Genomic DNA, 16,237 nt, shown 5'->3' with positions numbered 1-16,237 from the left:
GTGGTGCGTGTAATGCGTACAGGCCCTTCTCCCCGCCGGGCCGCCCGCCGGCGGACCCGGGCCCGAACTGCCCGCACCCCACCCTGCCGCGCCGCCCGCGGCAGCCGTCCAAGGAAGGCCGGTACGTCGTTGCCCCGCGAAACGGACTGGAGCGCCCTGGGCCTGGACTCGGACCCGACCCCGGGTGACGCGGCCAGGATCCGGGAGGTCATCGCGTCCCAGCAGGAGCTGGTCGATCTCGCCGACAAGATCGACGACGGGCTCACCGAGGTGAAGAACACCACGGACGGCGCCTTCGTCGGCAAGACCGGTGATGCGCTGCGCGAGGTCATCGACGGCAAACTGCGCAAGTTCGTCTCGACGTTCCGCGAGGCGCAGGAGGACGTGCAGAGCGCGCTGCGCACGTACCAGGCCGTCATGGAGGAGCAGCAGGGCCGGGCGGACGCCGCGCTCCAGCAGGCCAAGGGGCTGGCCGAGGACGACGAGGACGGCCGGGACTCGCTGAAATCGACGGCGAAGGACGCCGGGGACATCCAGAAGGAGGCGTCCAAGACGGCGGCGCGTGCGGTGCGCGCGGCCGGTGACAAGATCGCCTCGCCGATCGACGCCTGCGACGAGATCATGAAGGCGCTCAGCTGGCTGGCGATCATCCTGATCATCCCGGCGATCATCGTGGGCGGTCCGGTGGCGCTGTTCGCCGTCGCGCTGAACGTCGCCATCTTCATCAAGACCGCGGTGGACTTCGCCAACGGCGACGCCAGCGCGCTGGACCTGCTGCTGGCCGGACTCGGCATGATCGCGCCCAGCACCAAGGGCCTGCAGATCACCAAGGTGTTCCAGAGCCTGCGCGGGCTGGCCGCCAAGGGCATCAGCGGCGTCAAGACGGCGTTCAGCTCGTTCAAGAACGTCTTCACCGGGCGCAACATCCTCAACATGTCGCTGCATCTGTTCTTCGGCGCGAAGGACTTCGCGCGGGGTGCGGCGAGTTGGAGCCGGGGCCTGAACGGCCTGTGGACGCACACCCCGTTCACCAAGATCCCCGGCTTCGGCGGCCGGATCTTCACCGGCATGAACGGCACCTTCCACATCGTCACGCCGTTCAAGGCGCTGCCGCTGATGCTGCCCGCGGGCATCAACGGGCTGCACCTCGCCGGGGCGTTGGCGTACGGCGGGATGAAGGGCATCGGCAACGCGGCGAAGTGGATCGGCTCCGGGCTGGTCGCGGGCGGCAGGTCGGTGGTCAACGGGTTGTCCGGCTTCAAGGCGCTGCGGCTGATCCTGCCGGTGGACGCCGCCGAGATCCAGGCGCTGGGCATCGGCAAGGCGCTCAAGATCGGCTTCATCGACCGCGGTGTGTTCGGCAAGTACCGCTTCGGCGCGGTCGGTGCGGGCGGGCGGCTGCTGGGCGGCGCCGGTCCGATCAACCATCTCGCGGGCGCGGGCGGCGGTTCCGTCCCGTCGGTGCACATCGACCCGATCGGCGATCTCACGGTGATGCGGACCGGGAACTTCGCCGGTCCCGGATCGTTCTCGCCGTCGCTGTCGATGCACGGCGTGGGCGCCCCGCCGACGATGCACTTCGACGGTTCGATGGGCGGGCTGAGCACCCCGCATCTGTCGATGCCGAAGCTGGAGGGCATGGGCGCCGGGCTGCACGGCGGGATCTCGATGCCGTCGGTGCAGGGCCTGGGCGGACTGCACGGCGGGCTGAACCTGCCGTCGGTACAGGGGCTCGGCGGGCTCGACTCGTCGCTCGGCGGGCTGTCGAACCTCGGCCACTCCGGCGTGCTCGGCGAACTGCCGACCGCGGGCCCGGTCTCGCACCTCTCGCCGCAGGGCGGGCTGTCCGGCGTGACGGCGCCGGGCGGGGTGACCGGGCTGGGCGGGCACGGCCTGGGGTCGGTCTCCTCCGGGCACCTCAACGTCTCGCAGGGGCTGGGCGATCTGGGCGCCATCGGCTCGGGTGCGCGGATCGCGGACGTCCCGGCGCTGCGCTCCTTCGATCTGCCGTCGGTCTCGGCCTCGGTGCCGCACGGCTCGTCCGCGGGCCTGGTCGATCTCGGCCACGTCGAGACGCCGAGCGTGCCGGCGGTCGGCACCGTCGATCTGCACACCGGCTCCCTGACGCCGGGGGCGATGCCCACCGTCGGACACCTCGACATCCCGGCCACCGGGGCGCACACCCCGGTGCCTGCGCCGTCCGTCGGCCGTCTCGACCTGCCCGCGACGGGCACCACCGCCCCCGCGGTGACCGCGCCGGGCGAGATCCACCTCCCGGCCACCGGCTCGGTGACGCCGGGTCCGGTGCACGGGCTGCCCCACAGCGAGCTGCCGTCCGCCGCCGTCAACGCGGGCGCCGGGCGGATCGCGGACATCGGCGCGGGCCGCGGTATCGGCGCCGGGGTGGACGTCTCCGGCATCACCCCGCCGACCGTCGCCACGCACGGCGTCACCCCGCCGGTGACGGGCGCCCACGGCATCACGCCGCCGGCCGCCGCCACCCACGGCATCACCCCGCCGGGCACCGTCACGCACGGCATCACCCCGCCGGGCACCGTCACGCACGGCGTGGACGTGCCCGCGGCCGGGACCACCGGCGTCACCCCGCCGCCCGCCGCGCGTGGGGTGACGCCGCCGGCTGCCGGGGAGCACCTGGCCCCGCCGGCCGTGCGGCCGGGCGCCACCGCGCACGGCATCACCCCGCCGCCCGCCGCCGCGGCGCACCCCGAGGTGCCCGTGGTGGGCGGTCCGGTGCGCACCCCGCAGGGCGGGTTCGTCGGGGACCTCGGCGGGCCGGTCGGGCGGACCGTACCGGCGCCCGGCCACGGCGCGCTCGACGGACCGGGCGCCGTGCCGGGCCACGTGGAGGCCCCGGCCGCCGGGGCGGTGACCGCCGCGGTGCCGGAGCCGAAGCTGCCGGAGGTGCCCGGCGCCGGTACGCCCGGCCACGGCGCCACCGCGCCGGACGCCGCGGCCACGCCGGTGGTCGCGCACGGCGCGGGCGGTATCGATGTCCCGGGCGCCGGGGTCGTCCGCCCGGGCACCGGGCACATCGCCGTGCCGGACGCACCGCACGGCCGGACCGACGGCCTCGGCCTCGGCGGTCCGGACGGGGCCGGGACCGGCGGGAAGGGGAAGGGCAGGGCGCCCGATCCGTTCGCGCGCTGGAAGGACGAGTCGCTCGCCAAGATGGACGTGTTCCGCAGGCCGGGCGATCTCCCCGGCGACCTGGAGGCACGGCTGGGCGCCTGGGACCGGGTGCAACAGGCGCGGATCGACCATGCGGCGGCGGAGGGGCGGCTGGACGCGGTCGGCGGCCGGATCGACGGTCCGTCGTCCGGCCCGTCCGTCGGTGAGCAGGCGCTGGCCGACTTCCGCGCCACCGAGCAGGCGCTGGGCGACGCCGAGGACGCGTTCCGGGCGCACGGCATGGACCCGCACGACGTGACCCGGAAGCTGGACGCGCTGGATGCCGCGTCGCTGAAGGAGCGTCCGCGGCTCCTGGGCGGTGCGGTGCCGAGCAGCCGGTTCGAGCGGCCGCTGCCGGGCATCGAGGGCGCGGTGGTGAGCGCGCCGCGCGGCAAGGTCCCGGAGATCCTCGACGCCGGTGCCCTCGGGGACCGGCTGGTGGTCCACGGCGGCGCGGCCGACCGGGAGTTCACCGTCCAGCTGCTGGACGCGCCGGGCGGCAGCCCGGTCCGCGGCTGGCGCTACCAGCGCGGCTTCGGGCCGCTCGCCTTCAGCGGCGAGGACGTCGTCCTGCGCGGCGGTTTCTTCGACGGCGCCACCCTCCCCACCACCGCGAAGCCGACCGGGGCGGTCGCGGCGCCTCTCGGTTCGGACGGGCACACCTGGCTGGTGCGGATCGACGGGGACGAGATCACCATCGCCTCGCCCGCCGGACCGCAGACCTACCACTGGTCGGGCGCCTTCCGGGAGGGCCCGCCGCTCCCGGCGCCGCACACCGACCCGCCGCCGGCCGCCGCGGGCCTGACCGGCGACGCCGCCGCCAACTGGGGCAAGCTCGTCGACCTGGCCCGGGTGCATCTGGACGAGGCGGCCGTCAACAAGACGGTCGAGGCCATGATGAACAAGGTCATGGGCGGCGGTTTCACCGGCAAGCGCGGCTACGGCGGTTTCGTCGACCCCGAGGCGCTGGTCCGCGGCGACCTGGTCGGCCACACGAAGAACTTCCACGACGTCACCCAGGGCCTGCTGTTCAAGGGCGCCAACTCGCGGATCACCGTCTACCGCGGTGTCTCGATGGAACCGGCGGCCCAGACGGTGGACACCTTCATCGAGCGGCTGCCGATCTCGACGTCCAACACCTTCGAGTTCCAGCCGCAGTGGGCGAAGAACGGGGTGGTGAGCAACCGCGTCGTCTTCGAGATCGACGTCCCCGCCGACCACGGCAAGCTCGCCATGTCCTACCCGCCGCACTACGACCACGCCGGGGCGGGCGCGGCGCCGCCCAAGAGCGACCAGTGGGAGGTCACCCTCCCGCCGACGACACTGGTGCGTACCGGGCCCAACCGCATCGACCCCGCCAGCGGCCTGACGATCGTGCCGGTGCGGGCCGAGGCCATCGCGCCGGACGACTTCGCCAAGTTCATCGAGGAGGAGTGGTCCGGCTTCCCGTCGGGCACCGCCTTCGACGACTTCGGGCGCGCCTTCGAACCGGGCTCCGTCGGCCGCTGGGAGGGGCTGGAGGGCGCCGTCGCCCGCTCCGAGCTGAGCGAAAACGGCCTGGTGCGGACGGTCACCATCTCCAAGCCCGGCCACTCCGGCGATCTCACCCTCTCGATCACCCACCTGCCGGAGCAGGAATCCGTCCGTCTCACGTTCACCGACGCCGACGGCAAACTCCTCTCCGACCGGACCTTCGACCAGCAGCAGTTCCGCGGTCTCGGGCAGGACCTGCGGGGCGGGGTGCTGCACAACAACGAGGTGATGAAGCCGCTGCCGCTGCCCGACGGCTGGCACGGCTCCGCGGATGCGCAGGTGCCGCGCTCCCCCGGCGCCGCCGAGGCGCACGGTGCGCCGGGCCGGCTCCCGGACCCCGCCGTACACGCCTCCCGTCCCTCGGGCGCGGAGCTGGACGCGATCTGGGCACGGGAGTCCGACGCCCGGCTCGACGTCTTCCGCGGCCCCGGCGCCTCCGACGACGTGGTCGAGGCGCGGGTCGGCGCCTGGGGCGAGGTGCAGCGCGCGCAGCGGGAGTTCGACCGGGCACAGCTGGACTTCGATCTGCACGGCGGCCGCGGGGACGGCGGTTCGGGCGGCCCGACCGTCGGCGAGCAGGCCCGGATCGACCTCGATGCGGCGGCCAACCGGCTCGGCCACGCCCGGGACAGCTTCCGGCAGCTCGGCATGGACCCGGACACCGTCGCGCACGAGCTGCGCGCCCTGGACGACCTCTCGCTCGCCGACCGCCCGCGGCTGCTCGGCGGCGCACAGGCGAGCGGCCGGTTCGAGAAGGACCTGCCGGGGCTGGACGGGGTGGTGGTCCAGGCCCCGCGCCGCCAGGTGCCGACGCTCGCGGGCGCCGAGGAGTTCGGCGACCGGCTGGTCGTCCACGGCGGCGCCGCCGACACCCGGTTCAGCGTCCAGCTGCTGGACGCACCGGGCGGCAGCCCCGTCCGCACCTGGCACTACCAGCGCGGGCTGGGCCTCACCCTCGGCGGGGAGGACCTCGCGCTGCGCGGCGGGCCGCTCGACGGGCTCACGGTCGCGACGACGTCGAAGCTGGGGAAGTCCACGGCGGCACCGGTGGTGGACGCGGCGAGCGGGCACGCCTGGCCGGTGAGGATCGAGGACGGGCATGTCGTCGTCGCCTCGCCGTCCGGTCCGCAGCGCTATCTCTGGTCCGACGGCACGTTCCACGACGCCCCGCCGGTCCCCGCGCCGCACACCGGCGCGCCGCCCGCGGCCGCCGGTCTGACCGGGCGGTACGCGGAGAACTGGAACGCCCTCATCGACGTGGCCCGGCTGCACCTCGGGCGGGCCGACACCGACGGCACGGTCGCGGCGCTGATGCGGGACGTCATCGGCGGCTCGTTCACCTCCAAGCGCGGTTACGGCGGTTTCGTCATCCCGTCGAAGCTGGAGGACGGGGCGCTGCTGGCGAAGGTGGAGAACTTCCACCGCGTCACGCAGGACCTGCTGTTCGAGGGGCCCAACAAGGAGCTGACGGTCTACCGCGGCGTCTCCATGGACCCGGCGAGCCAGGCGGCCGACACCTTCACCGAACGCCTGCCGATCTCCACGTCCAACACCTTCGACTTCCAGCCGGAGTGGGCGAAGAACGGTGTGGTGAGCAACCGCGTCGTCTTCGAGATCCAGGTCCCGGCCGATCACGGCAAGCTCGCGATGGCGTACCCGCCGCACTTCGACCACGGCGCGAACCCGGCGCCGCGCAGCCCCGACCAGTGGGAGATCACCCTCGCCCCGACGACGCTGGTGCGTACCGGGCCGAGCCGGGTCGATCCGGGCAGCGGCCTGACGATCGTGCCGGTGCGCGCCGAGGCCATCGCGCCGGACGACTTCGCCGCCGTCATCAAGGCGGAGTGGCCGGGCCTGCCGTCGGGCACCGCCTTCGACGACTTCGGCCGCGCCTTCGACCAGCCCTCGATCGTCCGCTGGAGCGGCTTCGAGGACGTCACCGTGCGCCCCTCGCTCAGCGAGGACGGGCTGGTGAAGACCTTCACGGTCGGCAAGCCGGGGTACGCGGACGAGTTGACCGTCACTGTCACCCACAGCCCGCGGAGCAACAGCGTCGGGGTGACGTTCACCGGCCCCGGCGGCGAGAAGCTGCTCGACAAGAGCTGGAGCGGCACCGGCTTCACCCATATCGCCGCGGATCTGCGCGGCGGGGTGCTGCACAACGCGGAGGAGTTCAGCAACCTGCCGAAGCCGGGGAGTTGGGACCGCCCGCCCGGCGCGGCCGGCGACCTCCCCTCCGTGGGCGGCCTCCACCTGGACGACGCCCCCGCCGGTGGGCTCAGCGCCAAGGCCGCGGGCAAGCTCCCGGAGGGCACCGTCCCCTCCGTCCACGCCTCCCGCCCGACCGGCGCGGAGCTGGACGCGCTCTGGGCCCGGGAGTCCGAGGCCCGGCTCGACGTCTTCCGGCGCCCCGGCGACTCCGAGGACGCCGTCCGGGCCCGCGTCGACGCCTGGACGGAGGTCGAACGGGCGCAGAAGCAGCTGGACCGGGCGCGGTTCCACCTCGATGCCGAGGGCGGCAACGGCGCCGGTGGCTCCGACGGCTTCACCGTCGGCGAGCACGCGCGGCTCGGCCACGAGGCGGCGGTACAGCGCCTCGATCTCGCCAAGGACGCCTTCCGGGCGCACGGTATGGACCCGGACGCGGTCGGCGCCCGGCTGGACGATCTGCTGAGCGCCTCACTCAAGGAACGCCCGCGGCTGCCCGGTGGCAGCGGCGACGAGTTGGGGCCCCACCAAAAGGAGCTGCCGTTCGGCAAGGGCACGGTCGTCGAGGCGCCGCGCGGCGGAATGCCGCAGTTCCGCGGCGGGGACGACGCGGGCGGTCTGCTCGTGATGCACGCCGAGGACTTCAGCCCGCGGAACAAGCAGTTCCATGTCGATCTGCTGGACGCGCCGGGCGGCGCCACCGTCCGCACCTGGCACTACCGGGTCGGCTTCGGCAACCGGCTCACCCCGGCGGGCGAGGACATCGTCCTGCGCGGCGGTCCGCTCGACGGGTCCACCGTCACCACCACACCGCACCTCGACGGGCCCCGCCCGGCGCCGCTGACGGACCCGGCGGGTGGCCACGGCCTGCCGACGAAGGTCGAGGACGGCCACATCGTCGTCGCCACCTCCTCCGGACCGCAGCGCTATCTCTGGTCCGACGGCGCCTTCCACGACGCGCCGCCGGTCCCGGCGCCCCGCACCGACACCCCGCCGGCCGCGGCCGGGCTCAGCGGCGCAGCCGCCGAGAACTGGACCGCCCTGGTCGACGTCGCCCACCGCCACCTCGCCCGCGCGCAGGCCGACGGGGCGCTCGCCGCGCTGATGCGGGACGTCATCGGCGGCTCGTTCACCTCCAAGCGCGGCTACGGCGGCTTCCTCAAGCCAGGGGCGGCGGACGACAAGCTCCTGAACAGCGTGCGGAATTTCCACCGCGCCACGCAGGACCTGCTGTTCGAGGGGGCCGACAAGGAGCTGACGGTCTACCGCGGCGTCTCCATGGACCCGGCGAGCCAGTCGGCGCACACCTTCACCGAGCGGCTGCCGATCTCCACGTCCAACACCTTCGAGTTCCAGCACGAATGGGCCAAGGGCCTGGAGCTGGGCAACCGTGTCGTCTTCGAGATCCAGGTCCCGGCGGGCCACGGCAAGCTCGCCATGGCCTATCCGCCGCACTTCGACCACGTCGCCTCGGGTGCCCCGATCCCGCGCAGCCCCGACCAGTGGGAGATCACCCTCCCCCCGACGACGCTCATCCGCACCGGCCCCACGCGCGTCGAGAGCGGGCTGACCGTCGTGCCGGTGCGCGCCGAGGCGATCTCCCCGGACGACTTCGCCGCGGTCATGCGTCAGGAGTGGCCCGGACTGCCGTCGGGCGATGCGTTCGCCGACTTCGGCCGCGCCTTCGACCAGTCCTCCATCGTCCGGTGGCGGGGCTTCGAGGACGTCACCGTGCGCCCGTCGCTCAGCGAGGACGGGCTGGTGAAGACCTTCACCGTCAGCAAGCCCGGCTCCCCCGACGAACTGACCATCACTGTCACCCACCAGCCGGGCGACAACCGCGTCGGCCTCACCCTCACGGGCCCGGACGGCGCGAAGCTGATGGCGAAGAGCTGGAGCGGTACGGACTTCCGCGCCATCGCCGCGGACCTGCGCGGCGGCGTGCTGCACAACGCGGACGAGTTCACCAACCTGCCGAAGCCCGCCAGTTGGGAGCCCTCGCACAGCGCACCGTCCGCACCCGCGACCGGTGCCGTGGACGGCCTCACGCCGTCCACCGGCGGCCACCACCCGGGCGACGGCCCCGCCGGCGGCCTCAGCGCCAAGGCCGCGGGCAAGCTCCCGGAGGGCACCGTCCCCTCCGTCCACGCCTCCCGCCCGACCGGCGCGGAGCTGGACGCCGCGTGGGTGCGCGAGTCCGAGGCCCGGCTCGACGTCTTCCGGCGCCCCGGCGACTCCGAGGACGCCGTCCGGGCCCGCGTCGACGCCTGGACGGAGGTCGAACGGGCGCAGATCGACCTCGATCAGGCGCGGTTCCACCTCGACACGCAGGGCGGGCGCACCGACGGTTCCTCGCACGGCCCCAGCGTCGGCGAGCGGGCCCGCGCCGATCTGCACACCGCGCAGACCCGGTTCGACGAGGCCCGGGACGCGTTCCGGGCGCACGGCATGGACCCGGACACGGTCCGCACCCGGCTGGACGACCTCCTGGACGCCTCCCTCAAGGAACGCCCCCGGCTGGTGGGCGGCGCCGGACGCTCGACCCGGCCGGGCGAGTGGCACGAGATGCAGCCCCTGGACCAGGCCGGTGTCCCGGCCGTCCACACCCCGCCGCCGGCGCCGGCCGTGCACCAGGCGCCGCCGCCCGCCGCGCCGCCGCACGGCGCCCCGCCGCCGGGGGCGCCCGCGGGCACCGGCGCCCCGCGCGCGGTGTCGCTGCACACCCCGGAGGGGCTGACGCTCTACCGCACGGTGGTGGAGACGCCCCACGGCCCTGTCCTGCGGTTCGGCGACGGCACACCGGTGCCGGGCGCCCGCGTCGAGGCGTACGGCGACCACCTCCGCGTCTCCACGGCCCAGGGCCACCAGGTCTTCGACCGGCAGGGCGGTCACCTGCACGACCTGGTGCGGCTGACCGACGCGGACGGCGCGACGCGCTTCGTCCACCGGCCGCTCACCCGGCCCGGCGGCGCGGCGCCCGCCCCGTCCGGACCGCTGCACACCGCCGACGGCACCCCGCTGCCCGGCACCGACGTCGCCGTGCACGGCGACGGCTTCCGGGTGACCGACGGCACCGCGGTGCACGTCTTCGACGCCTCCGGCGCCTTCGAGTTCCGGGCGCTGCGCCTCCCGGACGCCCCTGGCGCCGCCGGGCAGTCGCTGCGGTCGTACGCGCACGGCGCGGTGGATGTCCTCGGCGCCGACCTCCGGCGGGCCGAGGGCTTCACCGCCCGCGCCCGGCCCGGCGGCGGCTTCCGGGTCGAGGACGGCGACGGCGGGTTCCGGCTGGTCGCCGCGGACGGCACGGTGACCCGTGTCGTCACCCCGGAGGGCACCACCTTCCACGTCGCGGACGGCGCCGGGAACCACCTGTACGACGCCGTGCGGCTCGCCGACGCGCCCGGCGGCCGGTTCCTGCGCGCGGGCTCCGACGAACTGCTCGACGCCCACCTCGACGCCACCGGCGTCCACGTCGTCCGGCAGCCCGGTGGCGGGTTCCGCGTCAACGGCTCCGGGCCGCTGCGCCGCGGCGAGTTCACCCTGTACCGGGCGGACGGCAGCCCGGAGAAGATGCGGATCAATGTCGTCCACCACGGCGCACCGCTCCCCGGCCACCATTTCGAGGTGGACTTCCCGGCGCCGCCCGCCGACCGCGCGGACGCCGCGAAGGCCACCTGGAAGCGGGTCGTGCCCGGCGCCGCGGAGCGGGCGGACGGTGCCACCGCGAGGTGGTTCGACTCCGGCACCGTCGGCGAGAAGGGCCTCGGCGAGGGCCGGGTGCAGCTGCTCAGCCACAGCGGCGCCGAGGTCTTCGAGCGGCGCCCGCTGCCCGGCGGCGGCCATCTGGACGCCCAGCGGCCCACCGGCGCCACCGGCTTCGCCCGCTTCGGCCACCAGCGCAGCGACTGGCAGGAGATCCTCGCCGACGGCACCGCCGGCCGCCACGGCCACCGCCACTTCGGCACCAGCGGCCGCAGTTGGTACGACATGGACGGCACCACCCGCGTACGGCACTGGCGGGAGAACCCCGACGGCGGCCATGTCCTCGCCGAACTGGACCGCAACCCGCTCACCCAGGGCCTGACCGGCCGCCCCACCACCTGGCACCGCTACGACGCCGAGTACCGGCACCTCGCCCAGGGCGAGCGGACGTGGAGCCCGGGGCGCGGCTGGACCGATACCCTGACCGACCCGCGGACCGGGCTCACCGAGACCGTCCACGAGCGGTTCGGGCGGCTGCACGCCGACAGCAACCGCCGGTACGTCCAGCGGGAGATGGCGGCCGACGGCACCCTGAAGCGGGACTGGGTCTCGCACTCCGCGCACGGCAAGGAGAACGCCGCGGGCACCACCTTGAAGGACGGCGGTTTCCTGGAGACCCACCGCCTCATGGAGCAGCGCCCGCCGTCGTGGGTCCGTCAGCTGCTCTCCTCCGTCGAGCACCGCACCTTCGCCGGGAAGGGCTGGCTCAGCGCCGACAACGGCTTCCAGGTGCACACCTGGAAGTCCACGCCGGCCGGTGCCGACGCGCCCGCGACGACCGGTGTGCGGCTGGTGGGCCGGGACGGCTCGACGCTCGACGTGGCCTCGGACGGCACCGTCGTCCGCGCCACCTCCACGCTCTCCGACGGCTCGAAGCTGACCGTCGGCGATGTGGAGCTGCCGGCCGGCGCCACCGCCCGGGACGGCTATCTGCCCTGGTCGGCAGGGGACGACGGGCTCAAGGGCCACCGCACCTTCCACCCCGACGACTTCACCGGCACCGGCGGCGGCGACCGCGGGCACGGCGGGCTCGTGTGGCAGGACCGCTACCGCCCCGGCGCGGCCGACGGCGACTGGTTCACACCGGGCGCCGGGGAGTGGCGCGTGGCGCGGGAGGGCTTCGCCGACGGCACCGTCGTGGAGTACCGCACCCCGCCCCGCGCCGCGGCCGACGACGCGGTGGCGGCCGGGCCCGGCGACGACTGGATCCGCACCGACCAGCACGGCGAGATCGTGGCGCGCCGCGACACCTGGCCGGGCGGCGACGGCGGCGCGGGCATCGAGGTCACCGCGGGCGGCCGCCCCGGCGCCGCAAAGATCACCTGGGAGGCGGGCGGCGAGTCCGGTGTCCGGGTCCAGTCGGCGGGCGGGGGCACCGGCCGGTACTGGGACGGCTCCTCGTACCAGGACTTCGACGCCGCGGGCCGGCTGATCCGCGATCACCGGGTGCTCGACGACGGCACGTTCGTCGACGCCTGGCGGGTGGCCGGACGCGACGGCGAGCCGCCGGTGTGGCACTGGAACAAGACCGGCAAGGACGGTCACATCCTGGAGTTCGGCGACGGTACCGGCGGCCGGATCCGCACCTGGACCGATGCCCGCGGCAACCCGCTGGACGACTGGCGCAAGGGCGCGCTGTGGCGCGACAGCGCCGGTGGCGACGTGGTCCAGGAGATCCCGCCGGTGCCGCGCTCCGGCTCGGCGTTCCAGGACCACTTCGGCGACCCGTCCCTCCGCGTCCGCGAGCACCGGGCGACACCGGACGCGGAGTACAAGGCAGGTGAGTGGCGGGAGTTCGACAACGGCGTGGCGGTGCGGACGCGTACCGCGCTGGACGACGGGACGTTCCTGGAGTCCGACGCGTGGAACAAGCAGTGGCGGCGCTACGGCGGCGCCGACGGCACCACGCTGCTGTCGGAGCGGACGATGGCCGGGTACGTCTGGGAGAAGGACAGCTTCGGCCGGATGACGCTGGCCGGCCGGGAGAACGACTTCCGCGGCTGGGCCGCCGAGTTCCGAGGCGGCAGCCGGATGCTGCGCGAGCCGAACCGCTTCGAGTGGTCGAAGACCGTGAACGGCGAATCGCTGTACACGCCGTTCGTCCAGAAGGCGGCGACGCAGGCGCTGGTGGAGTTCATCCAGGAGTTCACGCTCGACTTCACCGTCGGCCTGATCGTCAACGCCGTCGCGGCGGAGATCTCGGGACGGGAGTTCAGCTGGACGGACGTGGCCAAGGCGGCGTTCGGCGCGGCGGTCGGCTCCACCGTGAAGATCGGCGTGAGCGGGCTGCACAACATGGCCGGGCGCGGCGGCACCCTCAAGACCGGGATGAGCAACGTCGATTCCGGCAAACCGTTCGCCCGGCCCCCGGCCTCCGACGACACCTGGTCGACGGAGTGGGCGGGCAACGAGAAGGTCACCCGCTGGCGCGCCGGTACGTACGACTTCAGCGTCGGCATCGCCTCCGGTCTGGTCTCCGGTTTCGTCACCGGCGCCGCGAGCGCCGCGATCTTCGGGGTGTACGACGCCAACGGCAACCTCGTCCATCTCTCGGGGGCGGACGCGCTGCGCGAGGGCGGGCTCGGGATGGCGTCGGGGCTCGCGGGCGGCCTCACCTTCGGGGCGGGCAAGACACTGCTGCAGCAGTCGGCCGCGGGCAGGTTCTACCATCGGCAGGGCCTGGCGGACCTGTTCCTGGTGGGCGGCATCAGCAAGTTCGCCGACAAGATGTTCGGCGGGCTGGTCCTCACCCCCGCGCTGCGGGACGCCGATCCGCCGTGGTGGCGGCAGCCCGCCCCGGAGCAGCCCGGTCCCGCCCCGCACGACCCGCAGGAGAGCACGTCATGACGAACCCCGTGTACCGCGTCGCCGCCCGGGGGCGCGGTGCCCACCGGACGATCTCCGACGCGGTGGCGGCCGTCCCCGCGGGCGCGGTGATCGCCGTCGCGCCGGGCGCCTACCCGGAGAACGTCCGGCTGGAGCGCCGGGTGGTGCTCGTCCCCGAACAGGGGCCCGGCACCGTCGAGATCCGTCCGGCGCACGGCCCGGCGCTGAGCGTCGCCGCACCGGACTGCGCGGTACGGCAGCTGACGCTCCAGGGCACCGATCCGGCGGAGGCGCTGGTGCGGGTCGAGGACGCGGCCGGGCTGGTGCTGGAGGAGTGCGCGCTCAGCCACGGCCGGATCGAGGTGCTGGGCCGGCCCGACGCGCCGGAGGCGCCGGAGGCGCCGGAGGCGCCGGAGGCCGAACCGGCCGAGGAGGCCGCCCGGTTGGCGGCGCTGCACGGCGCGCTCGGCGCGGATCTGGTGGAGGATCTCCAGGATCCGACGACCGGCGGGGTGCTGCTGCTGCGCCGCACCCGGCTGCACGGCGCCCGCCATGCCGCGCTGCATGTCAGCGGCGACGGCCGGGCGCGCCTGGAGGACACCGTGATCACCTCGGTCGACGGCATCGGTGTGGTGCTGTCGGGCACCGCACGGGTGGTCGCCGACGGGCTGCGGATCACCGGGAGTTCGGGGTCGGCGCTGCGTGCCCGGGGCGCGACCCGGCTGGCGGTGCGCGCCGCCCGGCTGACCGGTCCGGGCCGTCATGGCCTGCTGGCACAGGACACCGCGCAGGTGCTGCTGGACGACTGTCTGGTGGAGGGCGCCGCGGGCTCCGGCGCGCAGGCCGAGCACGAGGCGCGGGTCGACATGACCGGCTGCCGCATCGCGACGCCGGGCGGCAGCGGCCTGGTCACCGGCGGCGGCGCCCGGCTGACCGCGCGGGACTGCCGGGTGGTGGCCCCGGCGGCCAACGGCGCGCTGGCGCTGGGCGACAGCGCGCTGGCCCTGGCGGACTGTGCGGTCTCCGGCAGCGGTTTCAGCGCGCTGCACCTGGGCGAGCGGGCCCGCGGTGAGCTGACCGGCTGCCGGATCACGGGCAGCGAGGAGCATGCGCTGGTCGTCACGGACGAGGCGCGGGTGCGTGCCGCGGACACCACGCTGAGCGACGCCGCGATGTGCGGGGTACAGGTGGCGGTGGCCGGTGCGGTGGCCCTGACCGGCTGCCGGATCACGGGCGGTGAGAGCGGCGTACGGCTGCTGTCGGCCGAGGAGTCGGAGCTGACGGAGAGCACGGTCGCCGGACAGCGCAAGGCCGGTGTGGAGCTGGGGCCGGGCGCGCGGGCGCGGCTGACCGGCACCCGGATCGCGGACGTCGGCAGCGCGGGCGTGACGGTCGCGGGCGGTGCCCGGCTGCGGATGGACGGCGGCGGGGTCTTCCGGGCCGGCGGCACCGCGCTGGTGCTGTGGAAGGACACCGACTGCGCGGTGACCGGCGTGCGCATCGACACCGCCGGGAAGAACGGCGTCCTCGTCGGCGACGACGCGTCCGGCACCTTCACGTACTGCGACATCCGCGCCACCGCCTTCCCCGCGCTGCACATCGGCGAGCGGGCCGAGCCGCGCTTCGTCCGCTGCCGGGTCTTCGACTGCGCCCAGGACCTGGGCACCGCCGAGGGCGCCGCCCCGGTGTTCGAGGACTGCACGGCGCACGGTGTGGAGCAGTCGGCGTTGCCGACCGCGACGGCCGCGGGCCCCGGCCCGGCGGCGCCCGCCCGGCCCGGCGCGTCCGGTCAGCCGCCCGGCCCGGCGTCCGGCGCCGGGCAGCCGGAGGAGACCGAGGAGCTGGCCGACGAGGGCGCGCCCGAGGCGGAGCCGGAGTCGCTGGAGGACCTGCTGACCGAGCTGGGCGAACTGGTCGGGCTGGAGCGGGTCAAGCGCGATGTCGGCGGCATGGTCAAGCTGATGCAGACGGTCCGGCGCCGCCGCGAGGCCGGGCTGCCGGCGCCGCCCCTCAGCCGCCATCTGGTCTTCGCGGGCAACCCCGGCACCGGTAAGACGACGGTGGCGCGCCTGTACGGCAGGTTGCTGAAGGCGCTGGGGCTGCTGGCCGTCGGGCATCTGGTGGAGGTGGACCGCTCCGCGCTGGTCGGTGAGTACGTCGGCCACACCGGTCCGAAGACCACCGAGGCGTTCAACCGGGCGCGCGGCGGGGTGCTCTTCATCGACGAGGCGTACTCGCTGGCCCCGGCCACCGCCGGGAACGACTTCGGTACGGAGGCCATCGCCACGCTGGTGAAGCTGATGGAGGACCAGCGCGACGAGGTCGTCGTCATCGCGGCGGGCTACCCCGACGACATGGACCGCTTCATCGGCTCCAACCCCGGTCTGTCCTCGCGGTTCTCCCGCACCCTGCTCTTCGAGGACTACAGCTCCGACGAGCTGGTGCACATCGTGGAGCACCACGCGGAGCGGCACGCGTACAAGCTGACCGACGAGGCGCGCCAGGCGCTGTCGGGCCACTTCGCGGCGATCCCGCGGACCGTCCGCTTCGGCAACGGCCGCACCGCGCGTCAGGTCTTCCAGGAGATGACCGAGCGGCAGGCGATGCGCGTCTCCGAGCTGGCGGCGCCGGACGCCGACGTCCTGATGCAGCTCTCCCCGCTCGATCTCCCGGAGAGCGCCCTCACCCTCTGAAGCCTTCCTCCCTCCCCGTCCGTTTC

The 16,237-nt window shown here is 74.7% G+C and carries 2 protein-coding genes; both read left to right on the top strand.

What is annotated here, in order from left to right:
• Positions 1-129 precede the first annotated feature (129 nt).
• Complete coding sequence (locus ACF1BH_RS07565; RefSeq protein ID WP_391641478.1) at positions 130-13,539, top strand: hypothetical protein; 13,410 nt, start codon at positions 130-132, stop codon at positions 13,537-13,539.
• Positions 13,536-16,211, top strand: a complete 2,676-nt coding sequence (locus ACF1BH_RS07560; RefSeq protein WP_391641477.1) for a right-handed parallel beta-helix repeat-containing protein — start codon at positions 13,536-13,538, stop codon at positions 16,209-16,211. The genes ACF1BH_RS07565 and ACF1BH_RS07560 overlap by 4 nt, the downstream gene beginning before the upstream one ends.
• Positions 16,212-16,237: the final 26 nt, after the last annotated feature.

Source organism: Streptomyces sp. NPDC014733, assembly GCF_043083385.1.
Taxonomy (GTDB): domain Bacteria; phylum Actinomycetota; class Actinomycetes; order Streptomycetales; family Streptomycetaceae; genus Streptomyces.
Note: the sequence above shows the minus strand (reverse complement) of the source record. Positions and strands in the feature narration are given on the sequence as shown.